Raw genomic sequence first — 17,134 nt, 5'->3', positions numbered from 1 at the left:
CTCAGCGACCGAGACGGTCAGGGTCGGGCTTCCTCGATGAGACGCTGCCGCAGCCAGGTCAAGGGGGTGAGAGCATCGGGGCCGAGGGTGTAGGAGGGGTAGCTCTGATGGATGCCGGATTTCAAGAATTCGTCGATCTGTTGCTTCCGCTGTTCGTACGCGGAGGCGTTGATCTGGTCGGAGAGCAGGCCGAGGCCGCCTGCGGCCAGTGCGTCGCCGATGATCTCGGTCGCCTGTTGCTGATAGTTGCCTATTTTTCCCGGATCCGGATCCGAGAGTTGGACGAAGAAGCCGGCGATACGTCCGGCGAAGTCACCCTCCGGCATCGCGCAGTACAGATCACCTGCGGCGCAGAAGGTGTAGGTGCGCGGGGTGAGCCAACCGAAACCTCCCGGGCGAGGCCCGACCGCTCCGGCGCCCGGCACGGGCGGGCCGATCAGGGTATCGCCGGGGGAGCGCCGTGGATCGGAGATCAGCCCGACCAGGACGACCCGCTGCGGCGGCATCACGCCCAATCCGGTACCGATCTCGGCCGCGAGGTCACCTGCCGCATCCGCACCTTGGCTGTAGCCGAGCAACGCGATCCGGGTGGCTTCGCACGCTTGCGCCATGTCGGAGGCCGAGTCGCGCGCTTTGTCGATGGCCTCTTGTTTGGAGCGACCGTACACTTCGCTTTCCCAGGGAAACGCCGTCGCCGCGTAATGGACATAGTCGACCTGAACATCCCCGGGTAAGCCGGTCAAACTCAGTGCGAGTATTCCTTTGCCCGGATCGGTACTGGACGTCTCCCACGTTCCGGGGATCGCCACGACATACAGATCGGGGCAATGGTTCGGTGCGCCGTCCGCAGAAGGCGCGACGCCGAGTTGAACAGTAGCGGTTACCGTCGCGGCCACACACGCGGCGGCTATCGTCTTCCATCGGGTGAACATCGAATTCTCCGTGTTTCAAGCACCGAGGTCACGTGATCGAGATGGATTGCGGCGACAGCGGGAATCACGGTAGAGCCGGAACGCGCGCAACGTGCACCATTCTCCGGCATCCACACCCGAGCATGGCGATGCGACACGGTATCGAATCACACACCACCCCGGTGTCGAGCCGGATCCCGCTGTCGCCCGTGGAATCGAGTCCGCACGCGTTCAGGCCTCACCCGGGCGGAATCGTCGCCCACACCTCGACGTCGCGAACTCGGGTCAGCGGTGTGGTTGGGTCATGTCACGGTTCATGGTGGGCAGTTCGATACTGATCGGCATCCGCAATTCGGCGAGATACACCAACGCCGCCCGGCGCAGGAACTCATCGAACAACCAGTACGCATCCGGCGCCAACGGCACCACCGGCAACAAACCCTCCCGCACCGCGATGAACGGCCCCCAACTCACCCGCAGCAACGGATCCCACACCGGCTCCCGCCCGATGGCCAACCCGTCGGCGATCGCATCCCCGAGCAGGAAACGAGTGAACGCCCCCAACACCGGCTTGGTCAGCACCGCCAAATCCAGATTCGCCCCCAACCGCAACAACCGATCAGCGAGCTTGGCACCCTCCGGAGTCGGCGCCAGAATCGGATCCAGCACCTGAGCGGCCTGAGCGTTCGCCTCGCCCCACGAATTGGGAATGTACTCATCCCGTATCCCCAACATATGCGCACCCACCTGCCAGGAATGCAGAAACGCCTCCGACTCCGCCACCGGGATCGGCACCCCCCACGCGGTCAAATGTTTCATCACCGTCGTCGGCAAACTGTGCCAGGTCACCATCATGTCGTTCTGGCTGATCGGAATCTGCTCATCCGCCGAAGCCACCCAATGCGGCGAACGCGGCAACAGATGACGCACCGCGGCATGCACCAACCGCGTCTTCACACACGTCACCACCATTTCCCCATCCGGGGCATAAGCGTTCGCCGTCCCGATGTCATACCCCAACTTCGCGGTCTTGGTGATCCGATCCTTCAGATCATGACCACCCTTGGAGTAATACACCGCCCGCGCCTCCTTCGGAATGACCGTGCTCATCATCCCGCTGGCCAATCCATACAACACCCCCAGATACAACCCCCGCTTCTTGTTGAACTCCACCGCCGTCGCCAGCTTCTGCGGATCCGTCCACACCGGCAACCGACGCGCATACTCCATGAAATCCCGCAGATCCCCCGGCAACCCCTCCGGCAACGGCTGACCATTACGCGTCCAGGTCCGTAATAACCCGTTCACCCTCCCCACCTCCCCCCGATCCAGCAACGACGCCACCAACTCATCCGCCTCCGGATCCCACACCCCCATCGGATCAACCCCCTCCCCACTCCCGGCCACCGACCCCTCCGGCGACCAGGACCACGGCTGCGCCCGCGCCGGAATTACCGCCGCCAACGCACCTAACCCCCCCAACACCCCACCAGCCCGCAACGCCTCGCGCCTGCTGAAACCATCCATCACTGCACCACTCCTCATTGAGCCAGGGCGGCGATCGCGAGGATACGGTGACGGCAGAAGCGCCGACACCGCCTCGACGATCAGAATGGTTATTAACTTAGCACACGTTCTAGCCGTTGTCCCGACTCTCTTCACACTAGGTCGTGGCAGCCTGTACCCACTCCGCCATCCAGACCGACTACCTGCCAAACCACGTTAATTGCCAGTGCATCACGCACTCTCCGGATGGGCTTCAGCCTCGACAGTTCTCGCAGAATCTCGCCAGAACGGGTACAGGTTCTGCCTCTACGCTCCGCCGCAATGAAGATAATTACTAGTCACATAGAGATAGATGGGCGACTCAGGACCAGCAGTCGAGGCACCGCACAGCTCTTCCGGGTCTACGTCCGACCGGAGCACCACCGCCGCGGCCCGGCCACCCGATCAGTCCGCGCGGCGATCGATTATGGCTGCACCACAACGGAGTTCGATCGGCTGTATCCGCACACCGACGCGCGCACCCCTGGTGCCCTCGACTTCTGGCTCACCTTCGGCCGAATACTCCACGACGCACGCGGCCCGCACACCGGCTTTCAGACGGTGCACTTGGAGATCCCCCTGCCTCGACCGCACAGCGGCTCGGGTTCGTCACGCTGACGCGCGCCGCGATGGCGGCCCTGCGTAGTCGTGAAGTCGACCGGTAGCTGCGGCGCGGTGTACCTGGGTGGCCGGGTTCTGCCGGACAGAGCACGCTACATCGTCGCCGCAATAAGGGCGCGCGGCAACGTAGCGACGGCACGTACTGTCGTGCGGGCCGTCGGTACTGCGCGAAAGGGCTCAGGCGACGACCGAGCGCTGTGGGACTCCGATGTATTCGCTCAACGGGCGGATCAGTGCGTTCGACTCACCCTGTTCGATGATGTGCGCGGTCCAGCCGGTGATGCGGCTCATGACGAAGATCGGGGTGAAGACTTCGATGTCGAAGCCGAGCAGGTAGTAAGCGGGTCCGGTCGGGAAGTCGAGATTCGGCTCGATGCCGGTGGCCTCGTTCATTGCGCGTTCCAGGATCTCGTACATTCGCACCCACTTGTGGCCGTCGGTCGCGGCGGCGATATCCAGGAAGGCCTTCTTCATGGTGGGCACCCGGGAGTCACCGTTCTTGTAGACGCGGTGTCCGAAACCCATGACCTTTTCCTTCCCGGCCAACTTGTCGCGCAACCACGCCTCGGCCAGCCCGGGATCATCGATCTCGAGCATGCCGTGCATGACAGCCTCGTTCGCACCACCGTGCAGCGGCCCTTTCAAAGCGCCGATAGCGGCGGTGACAGCGCTGTAGATATCCGACAGCGTCGAGGTGACCACGCGAGCTGCGAAGGTGGAGGCGTTGAAGCTGTGCTCGGCGTACAGGATCAACGACACCTCGAACGCCCGCACCAGTTCGCGCGACGGGACGGCCCCGAAGCACATGTTCAGGAAATTCTCGGCATACCCCAGGTGGGAGTGCGGCGCGACCGGGTCCAGACCGTGACGACGGCGATGGTCGGCCGCGACGATGGTCGGCAGCACCGCGAACATCCGAAGCGCTTTGCCGCGGTTGGCCCTCGCCGAATTGTCCTCTTCGGCCGGATCTTCGGCGCCGAGATAGCTGATGGCGGTGCGGACCACATCCATCGGATGGCAGGTGTCCGGCATCTTGGCCACCAGCGACAGCATCGACCGGTCGGCGCGACGCGAGGCCCGCTCCTGCTGGCAGAACCTCTCCAACTCGGCGTCGGTGGGCAGTTCACCGTGCCAGAGCAGATAGGCCACCTGCTCGAAGCTGCAGTGGGCGGCCAGATCCTGGACGGCGTAGCCGCGGTAGGTCAGAGAGTTGGTCTCGGGCACCACCTTGGAGATGGCGGTGGTGTCGACGACGACCCCTGCCAGACCTTTGTAGACGGTCGGTATCGCGGTCTCCGTCATCACTGGTTCCTTCCCAGAGTGAAATTGAAGATCTCGGCGTCGAATTCGTTGTAGGCCTCGTATCGCAGCAGTTCGTAGAGACGACTGCGGTGCTGCATCCGATCCAGCAGGCCCGCCTGTGTGCCGTGCTCGAAAATCTCCCGTAACCCGGATTCCGCCGCGAACATCGCCAGACGCAGCGTCGACACCGGGTAGATCACCGCGTTGTAGCCGATGGACTGCAGAGTGGCCGCCGGGATGAGCGCAGACTTGCCGAATTCGGTCATGTTGGCCAGCAGTGGAATCGAGACCGCGGCCCGGAACTTCTCGAACTCGGCGACCGTCTGCAGCGCCTCGGTGAAGATCAGGTCTGCGCCGGCGTCGCCATAGGCGTTCGCTCGTTCGATCGCGGCATCGATGCCTTCGATTCCGGCGGCGTCGGTGCGCGCGCAGATCACGAAGTTCGGGTCGCGCCGCGCGGATACCGCGGCCCCGAGCCTGCGCACCATCTCCTCGGTCGTCACCACGGCCTTGCCGTCGAGGTGACCGCACCGTTTGGGATTCACCTGATCCTCGAGGTGACAACCCGCGATTCCGGCGTCTTCCAGCATCGAGACGGTGCGTGCGGCACTGATCGGTTCGCCGAAGCCGGTGTCGGCGTCGATGAGCACCGGCAGGTCGGTGACCCGCGCGATCTGATGGCCTCGTCCGGCGACTTCGGTCAGCGTGGTGAGCCCGATGTCGGGCAGGGCGAGATCGGCCGAGACCACCGCCCCGGAGACGTACACGCCTTCGAAGCCGATCTCCTGGATCAGTCCGGCCACCAGCGGATTGAATGCCCCGGGGAAACGCTGGATCGCTCCGGAGGTCAGTCCCGCGCGGAATGCGGCGCGTTTGCCGGCGGTCGAGGTCGCCGCAGCCAGCAGGCCGGTCATCGGAAGAGTCCTTTCGGCAGCTTCGGCGCCCGCGCGAGCACTTCGTCGGGAATTGAGATGTTCAACTGCGCCAGCTCGCCGGCCGGCAACTCACCCGCACACCGCGCGGCTTCCATAAAGCGGTCCTGCTCGGCGGGCTCGATGACGCCATCCGCCAATGTCCGGAACTTGGCGATGTACTGGTCGCGGGCGAAGGGTCGCGCGCCGTGCGGATGCGCGTCGGCCACCGCCAGTTCATCGACGATGACCGCACCGCTGGTCAACGTGACCTCCGCACGGGCGCCGAACGCTTTCTCCTTCGGATCGGTCGAGTGATAGCGGCGGGTCCACTCCGGGTCCTCGGCGGTGGAGATCTTGCGCCACAACTCGATCGTGTCGGGACGCCGCGCGCGCTCGGGTGTGTAGGAGCGCTCGTGATGCCAGGTGCCGTCCTGCAGGGCGACGGCGAAGATGTACATCACCGAGTGGTCCAGGGTCTCCCGCGACGCGGTCGGGTCGAACTTCTGCGGGTCGCCCGATCCGGTGCCGATCACCACATGGGTGTGGTGGCTGGTGTGCAGCACGATCGAGGCGACCCGGTCCAGGTCACCGATCCGCTCGCGCATCCGGCGGGCCAGGTCGATCAGCGCCTGGCTCTGGTATTCGGCGGAATGCTCCTTCGTGTAGGTATCGAGGATTCCGCGCTTGGGTTCGCCAGGACCGGGAAGCGGCACCGAGTATTCCTTCTCGGGTCCGCCGAGGAGCCAGGCGATCACCCCGTCCTCACCCTCCCAGATCGGCGAGGGGGCACCCTCGCCACGCAAGGCGCGATCCACGGCCTCCACCGCCATCTTTCCGGCGAAGGCGGGCGCGTACGCCTTCCAACTCGAGATCTCGCCCTTGCGGGACTGGCGGGTCGCGGTGGTGGTGTGCAATGCCTGGCCGATGGCCTGGTAGATGATTTCGGTATCGAGCCCCAGCAGCGTGCCGATACCGGCTGCCACCGAGGGGCCGAGATGGGCCACATGATCGATCTTGTGCTCGTGCAGGCAGATCGAACGCACGAGATCCACCTGGACCTCGTATCCCGTCGCCAGCCCGCGGATCAGATCCCGGCCGCTGCGGCCGGTGTGCTGGGCCACCGCCAGGATCGCCGGGATGTTGTCGCCGGGGTGGGAGTACTCCGCGGCCAGGAAGGTGTCGTGGAAATCCAGTTCGCGCACCGCGACACCATTCGCCCACGCTGCCCATTCCGGCGAGAACCGTCCCGGCACCCCGAACACCGTCGCGCCCGGTCGATACGGATGCGCCAGCGCCTGCGCACGTGCGTTGGCCACCGGACGGCGGGTCACCGACGCCGCCGCGACCGCCGCGTTGTCGATGATCCGGTTGACGATCATCTCCTCGGTCTCCGGCGTGACCGCCACCGGATCCGCGGCAACCTCGGCGATCCGCCACGCGAGATGCTCCTCGCGCGGGAAGTGCTCCGCGCAGCGGTGCGTGCGGACGAGGTGGTTTTTCACGGTGTGAGCCTCCGGACGTCGAGTTCCTGGTTTCTCATTCGCACGCTACCCACGCCCATAGCGGCTCGAAATGCCTCGCAAATGCCGATATTTGCGTACCGGAATCAGCGAACCTGCGTAGTTTGCGAACGTATGTCCGGACAGTGCTCAGCTGAGGCGATGTGCGGTGAGAAGGTCGGTGTCGGCCAGTATTTCGTTTATCGGTCCGTCGGCGACGATGCGTCCGTTGTCGAGGATGACCGCGCGCTCGCAGATGCGCTGGGCATAGGGCAGGTCGTGGGTCACCAGGACGAGTGTGGTCGGCAGCGTGAGCAGGATGTCGGCGAGTTCTCGCCGGGCGACCGGGTCGAGGTTGGCCGCGGGCTCGTCGAGGACGAGTACTTCCGGGCGGCACGCAAGGACGGTGGCGAGCGCGGCGCGGCGGCGTTCGCCCAGCGATAGACGGCCCGGGGAGCGGTCGGCTCGATCGGTCATTCCGACGGCGGCGAGCGCGAAGCGCACGTTCTCGGCGAGATGTTCGCCGCGCATGCCGAAGTTGGTGGGCCCGAACGCGACATCTTGCTCGACTGTCGGCATGAACAGTTGGTCGTCGGGGTCTTGGAAGACGACGCCGACGCGCCGGCGTATGGCGCGGACGGTGGTGCGGTCCACCCGGGTGCCGCCGATGTACACCTCGCCCGAGGTCGCGCTGAGCACACCGTTGAGGTGCAGCATCAGGGTCGATTTGCCCGCGCCGTTGGGTCCCAGAACCGCGACCCGTTCGCCGGGGGCGATGTCGAGATCCAGCCCGTGCAACGCACCGGTCCCGTCCGGATAGGCGAAGGTCAGGTCGGCCAAGCGGACGGCTTGGGCCGTCGACTCGTTCACCGGGCGACCCAGGCGCCGACACAGACGCCGAGTACGGCCGACACGGGAGCACACGAGAGAATCCATTGCCTACCGCTGGCCGGGGTTGTGCCGAAATCGGTGACCGTACCGGTGAACCCGCGCGAGAGCATCGACATGTGCACCCGTTCGCCGCGTTCGTAGGAGCGCAGGAACAGGCTGCCGACGCCGCGCGCTGTGGCGCCGATCTGACGTAGCGTCCGCGGGTCGTCTCCGCGCGAGATCCGCGCCACGCGCATGCGTTCCGCCTCGTCGGCGATGAGGTCCACATACCGCAGCATCAGCACCACGATCGTGACGATCATGGCGGGCACGTGTAGCCTGCTGAGTCCGCCCGGTAGTTCCCGCACGCTCGTCGTGGCAGCGACTGTCAGCGAAATGCCCACTCCGATCGCACCTTTCGCGACGATTCCCCATGCGGCGTAGAGACCCGTCGTCGACAGTGACAGTCCGAAAATCGTCGTTCTGGGTTCTCCGGCCGCGAACGGCAGCAGAACAGCCAAGACGACGAAGGGCAACTCGATCAGCAGGCGCGGCGCGATCCACCGTAGTGGAATCTGTGCCACCCGCCAGACGACGAACAATCCGGCCGCATAGCAGGCGAACGGCCAGAACATTTCCCTCGGTGTCGCGACCACCGCGCAGACTGAGATTACGGCGCACACGATCTTCACCTCGGCCGGAGTCCGATGCACCGGCGAACTGCCGGGGAGGTGCAGCCGATGACTCACCGTGGACACCTAGGTCGACCCCGGGTCGGGTGACGCGACTCCGTCCTCCCAGACCCGTTCGGCCCGACGATGCTTCGATCGGCCCGCCCTGACGATGCGCACCACCGCGAGCAGCGCGGCGAATACGGCGGCGAGCCCGAGAACGCCCGCTACGCCGGTCAGCCCATGGTTACCGTCGATCGTGTACCCGGCCAGCGGCGAATCCGCCAACGCGTGATCGGCCACGTTCCGGGCGATGCACTCGCCGTGCAGTTCCTCATTGCCGTCGACTTCGGCCACGGTACAGCCGCGCCGCGTCGCGGCATCGAGCCCGTCGGGTCGCGAACTCGCCACATACGACAACAGACCCGCCACGAGTACCGCGACGGCGGCGAAACCGAGCAGGAATCCGTTCATCGAGAGTGCGGCGCGCGGCCCCGGCACGCGCGTCCTCGTGCGATCGGCAGCACGCAGCAGGTGCACGAGGTCGGGGCGGGCGTTGACTACGGCGACGACGGTGATCGCGGTGATGACGCCTTCCCCGATGCCGATCAAAGTGTGCGTACCCAGCATGTACCAGGTAACCGCGCCGACAGTGGATCCAGCTGCCCCACCGATCGCGTATTCGGCAGCGAAACCCATGGCGGCACAGATGGTCGCGCTTATCGCGGAGACGAATGCGACGACCCCGAACCCTGCGCGCCTCGGCATGAGGGGCAGCAGCCGGCGCGCGGCGAGATAGCCCACCGCCACCCCGAGCAACGCCATATTCGTGATGTTCGTACCCAGCGCCGTCAACCCGCCATCGGCGAACAGTAGTGCCTGAACGATCAGCACGATGGCCACACACAGCGCACCCATGTAGGGCCCGACCAGAATGGCGGCGAGCGCACCACCGAGTAGATGCCCGCTCACGCCCGGCAGGATCGGAAAATTCACCATCTGCACCGCGAAGATGAACGCGGCCACCAGACCGGCCATCGGAGCGGCACGCTCCTCCAGTTCGGCACGCGCGCGCCACGCCGCGAATCCCAGCCCGGTGAGAGCGATGACCGCGAATATCGCGGAGGTCGGCGCGTCGACGATGCCATCACTCATATGCATCGCCGAAATGGTCTCCCTCACCTCCGGAACGATACGCGCCATATATGTTCAAGTGGACCGATATGTGCACTTCCGCAATATTCGGCCCAGTCGAGGAGAGGGCGGCAGAGTAGAGAGGTGGTTACGAGTGACTCGCTGGACCCCGAACGCGCCCGGCCCGCCGCGCTCGGCCTGGACGTATCCAGCGTCGAACATTGGGCTCACCGATTCGACCTGCTGTCCGACGCCAACCGGCTGCGCCTGCTGGTGTGCTTGCACCACACTCCCGGCCAGAGCGTGACCGAACTCGCCGCCACGGTCGGGATGACCGCGACCGCCGCCTCACACGCCCTGCGCCAGTTGCGTCACCAGGGTTGGGTCACCGCATCCAAGAGTGGCCGCATCGTGCGCTACCGCCTCGCGGACGAAACGATTCATCGACTCCTGCACTGGATCGGCGCCACCCACGCCTCCGAGCCGAGCCCGCTGTAGGAGGCCGATCCTTCCCCGAGCACGGTCGCCGCCACCGCCGCAGGTGGCAACCCCTCCGGTTGCGGCGTAGTGACTGCTGTGCCTGTAATGAGCGCGTGTAGCCATTCGGACGGGTCGGACGTGTGGATGTCCGCCGACTGCTAGGAGTTCACCATGACGACTGGATACGTGTGGAACACCCTCTACGGATGGGCCGACACCGGCAGCGGAAGCCTGTTCCCCTCGGACGCCACGGTCGGCCTCCAGCCGATCGGGCACCACCTCGCGCATCCCGACACCAAACGGCGTTTTCACGAGCTGGTCGCGGTATCCGGCTTGCTCGACAAGCTGCATTCGATCGAAGCGACCCCCGCCGACGAGGCCGACATCTTGCGGGTACATACCGCGCAACATCTGGAGCGCATCAAGGCCGAGAGTTTGCAGCCGAAGGGCGGGGACGCCGGCGACGGCGTTTCGTCGTTCGGAAAAGGCGGCTACGAGATCGCCGCGCTCTCGGCGGGCGGTGCGATCGCACTCGTTCAGGATGTGCTCGCGGGGACGGTCGACAACGGTTACGCACTGGTCAATCCGCCCGGCCATCACGCGACCCGCGCCACCGGCATGGGCTTCTGCCTCTTCAACAACGTTGCCATCGCCGCCGCCTATGCGAAAGACGTTCTCGGCGTGGGACGCATCGCCGTCGTCGATTGGGACGTCCACCACGGCAACGGCACTCAGGACATCTGGTACGACGATCCGTCGGTGCTGACCATCTCGATCCATCAGCACCTGTGTTTCCCGCCGAACTCCGGCTACCGCGAAGAGCGTGGCACGGGCGATGGGTACGGTTACGCGATCAACGTGCCGCTTCCGCCCGGTAGCGGTGACGCCGCCTATCGGCACGCGATCGACCGGGTCGTCGAACCTGCGCTGCGTGCCTTCGCGCCCGAGCTCATCATCGTGGCGTCCGGATTCGACGCGAGCATTCTCGACCCGCTGGCTCGGCAGATGGTCACCAGCGGCGGCTTCCGGCACCTGACCCGGCGAATGCTGGACATCGCCGCCGAAACCTGCGCGGGCCGCATCGCCTTCGTGCAAGAAGGCGGCTACAGCCCGCACTACGTTCCGTTCTGCGGACTCGCGGTGCTTCGCGAGCTGCTCGGCGAAGAATTCGTGGACGACCCGTACACGCCGATCGTCACGACGCAAGGCGGCGACGTCCTGCTCGACCACGAGGCCGCCGCGATCGAAGCGGCGGCGGGCTTGGTTGCCGAGCTCTGACGCCGGTCGCGGCGGCACACCGGACAGCCAGTCGTCGTCGGCCCGCGCGGGTGGTCCGGTGCCCGTGTCACGTACATGCCGTGTTTGATCGACCAGTTGCATCGCATTTCACGGCCATGAGTCCATCGATCAATCGCACCGGCGAGCGAAGTGGTAATGGCCGTCGTTCAGCGTGACCTTGCGGCGGTGGGACTGTCACCGAGCTGTGGCATTTCCGCGTAGTCACGAAGCATCCGAGGACTCGCGCCGCGCAGCCGCAGTACAGACCACACAGTCGCCCAGAGCAGCAGGCCGTTGCGCAGGGTCAGCACGATCACTCCCGGCAGGCTTCCGGTAGCCACCCGGTCGTAGACGAACGGGAATTCCACCTGACTCATCAGCGCTGTCACCAGCACCAGCACCACCACGGGCCGCTGTGTGGTGCGCGAGTCGAGCGCGCAGACCGCGGCCACCGCCACCGCCCATACCAGGTACTGCGGGCTGAGCACGCGACTGGTCGCCAAGGCGAGCAGTACTGCGGCCAAGGCCAGATCTGCTGCCGGAGGCCGCGTGCGCCACCAGGTGATCAGCAATATCGCGCCGCCGACGACAGTGGCAGCCACGCACACCCGAGCCGCGGCGGATACCGCCGGCCCGGACAACTCATCGGCCCCGTAGCGATGCACGATGGTGTACCCACCGTTCACCAGCCGAGCGATCAACAGCGGTGTGGCAGCGACGGATTCGATCTGCAATCCACGCTTCGACTGGAACTCCAGAAACGACCACGCACCGGGGCCGAGTGCTGTCAATCCGACGCTCGACATCAGGCCGACACCGGCCGCCACCGCACTCATCCGCCACAGCGTTCGCCTGCGCAACCCCAGCAGGACCACCACCGGCCACACTTTCAGCAAAACGCCCGCAGCGGCGGCCGCCCCGGCCACCGCTGGTCGACGCGCCGACCACAGCAGTGCCGCGACCGCGGTCGCGGCCACGATCAAATCGAATCGGCCGTAACAGACCCGGCCCAGCAAGGCCACCCCCACCGTCCAGACCCAGGGCCCGGTCTGCGCGATCGCCCGTCCGTCGCCGCGTGCCGCCCGGATCAGCAAGCTCAGCACGCTCGCGTCCGCCGCGGCGACCAGCGCGAAGAACAACCAGTTGTAGCCGAACCCGCCACCCAGCAGCCAGGGCACCGCCAGCAATACGCCCGCTCCGGGCGGATACTGCCACCGCTCGTCGTCCAGCGGGAAGACGTTCCGGCCGACGATGATTCCGGCCCATTCCCGGTACAGCGTCAAATCCGCGGCCGAGGCATCCCAGATGCTGTGCGGCAACAACGTCACCCCGGTGAAGACCACCATCAGTAGCCGAGTAACCACCCACACCGACCACAACCTCGTCACCGACGACAGCCCACGCACAACGCCGCAGCCTAACCATCGCGACACTCATCCCGCACAAGACGCAGGACACGACGAGTAGGCACCGCCTCACCGGCACAACGGATTCGGACGACGCGATCAGCGGCACCACATAGCGTTCAGGGTGCGATCGGCTGGAACGGGCGGGTTTCATCGTGGCCGAGGCGGACGACGCCTGCCGACGATTCCTCGACCTCGTTCCACGCCCCGGGCAGGTCGCGCAGCGGCTCGGATACGACGAATCGCGCGTCCGCACCCAACTGGCGCAGAGCCCGCACCTCTGGGTGCAGAGCCCGCACCTTCGCGACATCGTTGGAATAGAACAGCGAGCGTGTGGCGTGTTCGCTGGAATACCGGAAGAACCACATGGACTCGCCGTCGGTGGTCGCGACGGTCATCTGTACCGGGGCTTGCACGTCGTGGGCGCGGCCGACCTCCTCGACGAAGCCGACCGCGCGGGCGACCGCGCCGAACGGGTCGTCGACGAGCCCAAAGGTCAGCGCGAGGTAGAAAAGCGTTTCCGAATCCGTGGAACCCTCGATGTCGGTGAACAGGGCCGGGTTCACCGCCGTCATCAGATCACGCTTGATCCTCCGGAAATCGCGCAGCGCTCCGTTGTGCATCCACAACCAGTGCCCGTGCCGGAACGGGTGACAGTTGCTGCGCTGCACCTCGGTTCCGGTCGAGGCGCGCACGTGCGCGAAGAACAGCGGTGTACGCACTTGCGCAGCGATCTCCCGCAGGTTGCGGTCGTTCCACGCCGGTTCGATGTTCTTGAACACCGCCGGGCGCGGGCCTTCGCCGTACCAGCCGATCCCGAAGCCGTCACCGTTCGTGGTCGTCGCACCCAGGCGCGAGTGCAGGCTCTGATCGATCAGGGAATGCACCGGCCGGAACAAGAGGTCCTCGGCCAGGATCGGCTCACCAGAATAAGCCATCCACCTGCACATATATTGATTGAAGCAAATCAGGCGGAGTTCGGCCACCAGCGTCGGTGACCGAGGCCGCCCGCTCAACCTACGACCGCACCACTACCCGACGGCAGCACCGAACCACTTCCGCAACTCGCCGAGCAGATCGTGCTGATCTTCACCGACCCACGCCACATGGCCGTCCGGCCGGATCAGGACCGCGGGCACCTCCAGTTCTTCGCTGACCTCGACGACGTGGTCGACGCGATCCGCCCAGCCCGCCACCGAGAGCAGGCCGGTCTGGTCGAGCAGCAGCCCGCGGCCGCCGTGCATCCGGTCGTAGAGTCGCCCCTTCTTCAACGCCACGTCCCGCATTCGCCGGCCGAGCAGATCATGCCCCTCGCCGAGGTCGTAGCGAACCCCGATCGCGGTGATGATCTCGGTGACGTACCGGTTCACCTCCTCGAAGTCCATCAGCTTCGAGAACAGCTCCCGCAGCGCGGTCGCACCCGGATCGGTCCCCATCAGCGTGATCTGCGCGCGGGTGTTCTCCAGCACGCGCGCGCCCACCGGGTGCCGTTCGGCGTGGTAGCTGTCGAGCAGCCCCTCCGGCGCCCAGCCCGCGACCTCGGCGGCCAGTTTCCAGCCGAGGTTGAACGCGTCCTGGATGCCGAGGTTGAGCCCCTGCCCACCGGTCGGCGGGTGGATGTGCGCCGCGTCGCCTGCCAGCAGTACCCGGCCGACCCGGTAGCGCTCGGCCTGCCGGGTGGCGTCGCCGAACCGGGACAGCCAGCGCGGTGCCTGCGCGCCGAAGTCGGTGCCTGCGATGGTCCGCAGCCGCTGTTTGAACTCCTCGAGCGTCGGTGCGGCCGCACGATCCTCGGCCACCCCGTCGGCGGGCACCACGATGCGATACACCCCGTCTTCATCCCCCAGCGCGGCGGCGCCGAACCGCTTCTGGGTCTTGTGCACTTCCGCGACGATCGCGGCAATAGTCGCCGGGTCCTCGGTCAACTCCATCACGCCCAGCAACGTCTCGACCTTGGTGGGCTCGCCGGGGAAACCCACGCCGAGCGACTTGCGCACGGTGCTGCGAGCGCCGTCGCATCCGACGAGGTAGCGCGCACGCAGGTGCGTACCGTCCGCCAGTTCGACGGTCACTCCTTCGTCGTCCTGGGTCAGCCCGACCAGTTCGCAGCCACGCCGGATCTCGGCACCGAGTTCGAGAGCATGCTCGTTCAGCAGCCGTTCGGTGACCGTCTGCGGATTGGCGAGGCCGTACGGGTGCGCCGTGTCCATCCGTTCCGGCCACGGCTTGACGATGCCGCCGAAGAGACCGCCGACCTGGAACTTGTTACTGACCGCGAGGAATCGGTCCAGCAGGCCGCGCTGGTCCATCATCTCGACGCTGCGCGTGTGCAGCCCCTGCCCTCGGGACCGCTCGGTGAGCTCCGCCTCCTTCTCCAGCACCAGCGTGTGCACGCCGTGCAGCCGCAACTCGCAGGCCAGCATCAATCCGGTCGGTCCGCCACCGGCAACGATCACATCGATCACACGAACTCCATCCCTGTATCTGGCGAGGCCCATTCGGGGCCGAAGCGCACAACTTTGCGAATCGTCGATTTCCGCAGGTTCTGGCTTCGGCTGGAGATTGTGCAGCACGACCGGGGCCTTGCCGCAAGGCCCCGGGTGCGATATATGTTAGAAGTGGCAAGGAGTGCATGGCTCCTTGCTTTCGCTTTTTCACGCCGGATACGAGCGGGTTTCGGTGGCCTTCACCGCGGCCCACAGCCGCTGCCCCGGGTGCAGTCGCAATTCGGCGACGGTGGCGGGGGCGATGTCGGCGAGTACGGGCGGGATGCCGTCGAGACGAATCCGCGTGATGTGAGCGTGTTGCTCGATGCCGGTGATGGTGACCGGCCAGCAGTTGCGGGGGCTGCCCACGGGTTGTTCCGGATGCAGGCCCACGGCGTTGGGACCGAAAGCCACATAGACCCGCCCCTGGGTGGGGTCGGCGATGGTGATGCTGCCGCCACCGTCCAGGTCGACAACCGTGCCACGCGCGGTGCCGCGGTAGAGGTTGAGGCCCATCAGGGTGGCCACATAGTCCGAGCGGGGCCGCGCCGCCACCTGCGCGGGCGGTCCTTGCTGAACGATCGCCCCGTCCTCGAGGATGACCAGCCGGTCGGCCAGGACCATCGCGTCGAGCGGGTCGTGGGTGACCAGAACGGTGTGGCCGGGGTAATCGCGCAGGTGGTGGGCGAGGTCCGAGCGCACGTGGAGCTTGGTACCTGCGTCCAGCGCAGCCAGCGGCTCGTCGAGCAGCAAAAGTTGCGGTTCGGTGACCAGCGCGCGGGCCAACGCGACCCGTTGCGCCTGCCCGCCCGACAACGCTCGTGGTTTGCGCTGGGCGTAATCCGTCAGTCCGACCCGTTGGAGCCATCGGCCGGCCTGCTCATGGGCGGCGGCGCGCCGATATCCCCTGGCACGCAGCCCGAAGGCGACGTTCTCCAGTGCCGAAAGATGCCCGAACAGCAGGTAGTCCTGGAACACGACGCCGACCCGTCTGCGTTCGGCGGGCAGGAACACCGAGGGTGGCGCGTCCCAGGTGGTTCCGTCCAAGCGGATGTGCCCGCCGGTCAGCGCGATCAACCCCGCCAGGGCGCGCAGCGCGGTGGTCTTGCCCGCCCCGTTCGGTCCCAGCACAGCGACCACCTCCCCCGGTTCGACGACCAAAGGTAGCTCGAGTGCGAAGCGCCCTCGGTCGATCCGCAGGTCGGCTTCCAAACTCATACCGCTCCCCGAATCCATCGTTCGCGCAACGCGACCAGCACCGCGACCGAGACGGCCAGCAACACCAGGCTGAGCACGATCGCGGCGTCCGGATCGGTTTCCAACGCGAGATAGACCGCCAGCGGCATGGTGGTGGTGCGGCCGGGAAAGTTGCCCGCGAACGTGATGGTGGCGCCGAACTCACCCAGTGCCCGCGCCCAGCAGAGCACCGAACCCGCGATGACGCCGGGCAGGACCGACGGCAACGTGACCCGGCGGAAGGCGTACCAGCGGGTGGCGCCGAGGGTGGCGGCCGCCTCCTCGAAGCGCGGATCAGCTGCCCGCAGGGCTCCTTCGACGGAGATCACCAGAAAGGGCATGGCCACGAATGCTTCGGCCACGACCACCCCGGCGGTGGTGAACGGCAGCGAGACATCGAACCATTCGTAGAGGTACCGTCCGATCAGCCCGCGCCGCCCCAGCACGAGCAGCAGCGCGACGCCGCCGACCACCGGCGGCAACACCAGCGGCACGGTGACCAAGGCGCGGATCAGTCCGCGCCCCGGCAGCTCGGCGCGCGCGAGCACCCAGGCCAGCGGAATACCCAGTATCACGCAGATCGCCGTGGCCGCGGTCGCGCACACCAGCGAAAGCCGCAGCGCGCGGCCGATTTCAGCACTGAGCAGCCGATCCGGCATGGTCGCCCAAGGTGCTCGCCACAGCAGCCCGATCAGTGGTACGACCAGGAACGCCAGCCCGCAGGCAGCGGGCAGCATCAGCGCTACCGGTCGCCGCCCGAGCACCGCCCGCCGCCGCGAGG

16 protein-coding genes and 1 pseudogene are annotated in these 17,134 nt (G+C 66.4%); 3 read left to right on the top strand and 14 right to left on the bottom strand.

The window, feature by feature from the left end:
• Positions 1–17 precede the first annotated feature (17 nt).
• A complete protein-coding gene (locus ACFU5M_RS12295; protein WP_379048111.1) occupies positions 18–932 on the bottom strand; it encodes a cutinase family protein in 915 nt (304 codons plus the stop codon).
• Between the two features lie 264 nt (positions 933–1,196).
• Positions 1,197–2,438, bottom strand: coding sequence for an oxygenase MpaB family protein (locus ACFU5M_RS12290; protein ID WP_379048221.1), 1,242 nt, complete (start codon positions 2,436–2,438; stop codon positions 1,197–1,199).
• A gap of 225 nt (positions 2,439–2,663) precedes the next feature.
• Between ACFU5M_RS12290 and ACFU5M_RS12285 the strand changes: the two genes are divergently transcribed.
• Entirely contained in the window at positions 2,664–3,074 is a 411-nt protein-coding gene (locus ACFU5M_RS12285) for a GNAT family N-acetyltransferase (protein WP_379048108.1), read from the top strand.
• Positions 3,075–3,254: 180 nt separating this feature from the next.
• On the opposite strand, the gene ACFU5M_RS12280 is transcribed toward ACFU5M_RS12285, so the two are convergent.
• The 7 genes and pseudogenes from ACFU5M_RS12280 to ACFU5M_RS12250 all read right to left on the bottom strand — a co-directional run.
• Positions 3,255–4,379 carry a bifunctional 2-methylcitrate synthase/citrate synthase gene (locus tag ACFU5M_RS12280; RefSeq protein ID WP_379048105.1) on the bottom strand — a complete coding sequence of 375 codons (1,125 nt, stop codon included), beginning with the start codon at positions 4,377–4,379 and terminating at the stop codon, positions 3,255–3,257.
• On the bottom strand, positions 4,379–5,293 hold the full coding sequence (gene prpB / locus ACFU5M_RS12275) for a methylisocitrate lyase (protein WP_379048102.1): 915 nt from the start codon (positions 5,291–5,293) through the stop codon (positions 4,379–4,381). The genes ACFU5M_RS12280 and prpB overlap by 1 nt, the downstream gene beginning before the upstream one ends.
• A complete protein-coding gene (gene prpD / locus ACFU5M_RS12270) occupies positions 5,290–6,795 on the bottom strand; it encodes a 2-methylcitrate dehydratase PrpD (RefSeq protein ID WP_379048099.1) in 1,506 nt (501 codons plus the stop codon). Before prpD ends, prpB begins: the two co-directional genes overlap by 4 nt.
• Before the next feature lie 147 nt (positions 6,796–6,942).
• The gene (locus tag ACFU5M_RS12265) at positions 6,943–7,662 is read right to left on the bottom strand and encodes an energy-coupling factor ABC transporter ATP-binding protein (RefSeq protein ID WP_379048096.1); all 720 of its coding nucleotides are present in this window, start codon (positions 7,660–7,662) and stop codon (positions 6,943–6,945) included.
• Positions 7,659–8,411, bottom strand: a complete 753-nt coding sequence (cbiQ, locus tag ACFU5M_RS12260) for a cobalt ECF transporter T component CbiQ (protein WP_379048093.1) — start codon at positions 8,409–8,411, stop codon at positions 7,659–7,661. The genes ACFU5M_RS12265 and cbiQ overlap by 4 nt, the downstream gene beginning before the upstream one ends.
• A 9-nt stretch (positions 8,412–8,420) precedes the next feature.
• Entirely contained in the window at positions 8,421–8,807 is a 387-nt protein-coding gene (locus ACFU5M_RS12255; protein WP_379048219.1) for a PDGLE domain-containing protein, read from the bottom strand.
• A gap of 24 nt (positions 8,808–8,831) precedes the next feature.
• Positions 8,832–9,536: pseudogene (locus ACFU5M_RS12250) on the bottom strand (energy-coupling factor ABC transporter permease); the annotation flags it as partial.
• 75 nt (positions 9,537–9,611) lie between these two features.
• Between ACFU5M_RS12250 and ACFU5M_RS12245 the strand changes: the two are divergent.
• Together ACFU5M_RS12245 and ACFU5M_RS12240 are read left to right on the top strand one after the other, a co-directional pair.
• Positions 9,612–9,965 carry an ArsR/SmtB family transcription factor gene (locus tag ACFU5M_RS12245; protein ID WP_379048090.1) on the top strand — a complete coding sequence of 118 codons (354 nt, stop codon included), beginning with the start codon at positions 9,612–9,614 and terminating at the stop codon, positions 9,963–9,965.
• A 153-nt stretch (positions 9,966–10,118) separates the two neighbouring features.
• On the top strand, positions 10,119–11,225 hold the full coding sequence (locus ACFU5M_RS12240) for a class II histone deacetylase (RefSeq protein ID WP_379048087.1): 1,107 nt from the start codon (positions 10,119–10,121) through the stop codon (positions 11,223–11,225).
• Positions 11,226–11,392: 167 nt separating this feature from the next.
• Here ACFU5M_RS12240 and ACFU5M_RS12235 read toward each other — a convergent pair whose 3' ends face one another.
• From ACFU5M_RS12235 to modB, 5 genes are all read right to left on the bottom strand, one after another.
• Positions 11,393–12,613 (bottom strand): glycosyltransferase family 87 protein, encoded by a 1,221-nt coding sequence (locus ACFU5M_RS12235; protein WP_379048084.1) that lies wholly within the window; start codon positions 12,611–12,613, stop codon positions 11,393–11,395.
• 137 nt (positions 12,614–12,750) lie between these two features.
• On the bottom strand, positions 12,751–13,569 hold the full coding sequence (locus ACFU5M_RS12230; protein ID WP_379048081.1) for a class II glutamine amidotransferase: 819 nt from the start codon (positions 13,567–13,569) through the stop codon (positions 12,751–12,753).
• A 93-nt stretch (positions 13,570–13,662) separates the two neighbouring features.
• Positions 13,663–15,096, bottom strand: coding sequence for a rifampin monooxygenase (gene rox, locus ACFU5M_RS12225; RefSeq protein ID WP_379048078.1), 1,434 nt, complete (start codon positions 15,094–15,096; stop codon positions 13,663–13,665).
• Positions 15,097–15,285: 189 nt separating this feature from the next.
• Entirely contained in the window at positions 15,286–16,335 is a 1,050-nt protein-coding gene (locus ACFU5M_RS12220; RefSeq protein WP_379048074.1) for an ABC transporter ATP-binding protein, read from the bottom strand.
• Positions 16,332–17,090 (bottom strand): molybdate ABC transporter permease subunit, encoded by a 759-nt coding sequence (modB, locus tag ACFU5M_RS12215; protein WP_379048217.1) that lies wholly within the window; start codon positions 17,088–17,090, stop codon positions 16,332–16,334. The genes ACFU5M_RS12220 and modB overlap by 4 nt, the downstream gene beginning before the upstream one ends.
• Positions 17,091–17,134 lie beyond the last annotated feature (44 nt).

Source organism: Nocardia sp. NPDC057455, from assembly GCF_042802775.1.
In the GTDB taxonomy this organism is placed as follows: domain Bacteria; phylum Actinomycetota; class Actinomycetes; order Mycobacteriales; family Mycobacteriaceae; genus Nocardia.
This window is presented reverse-complemented; position numbering and strand designations above follow the sequence as displayed.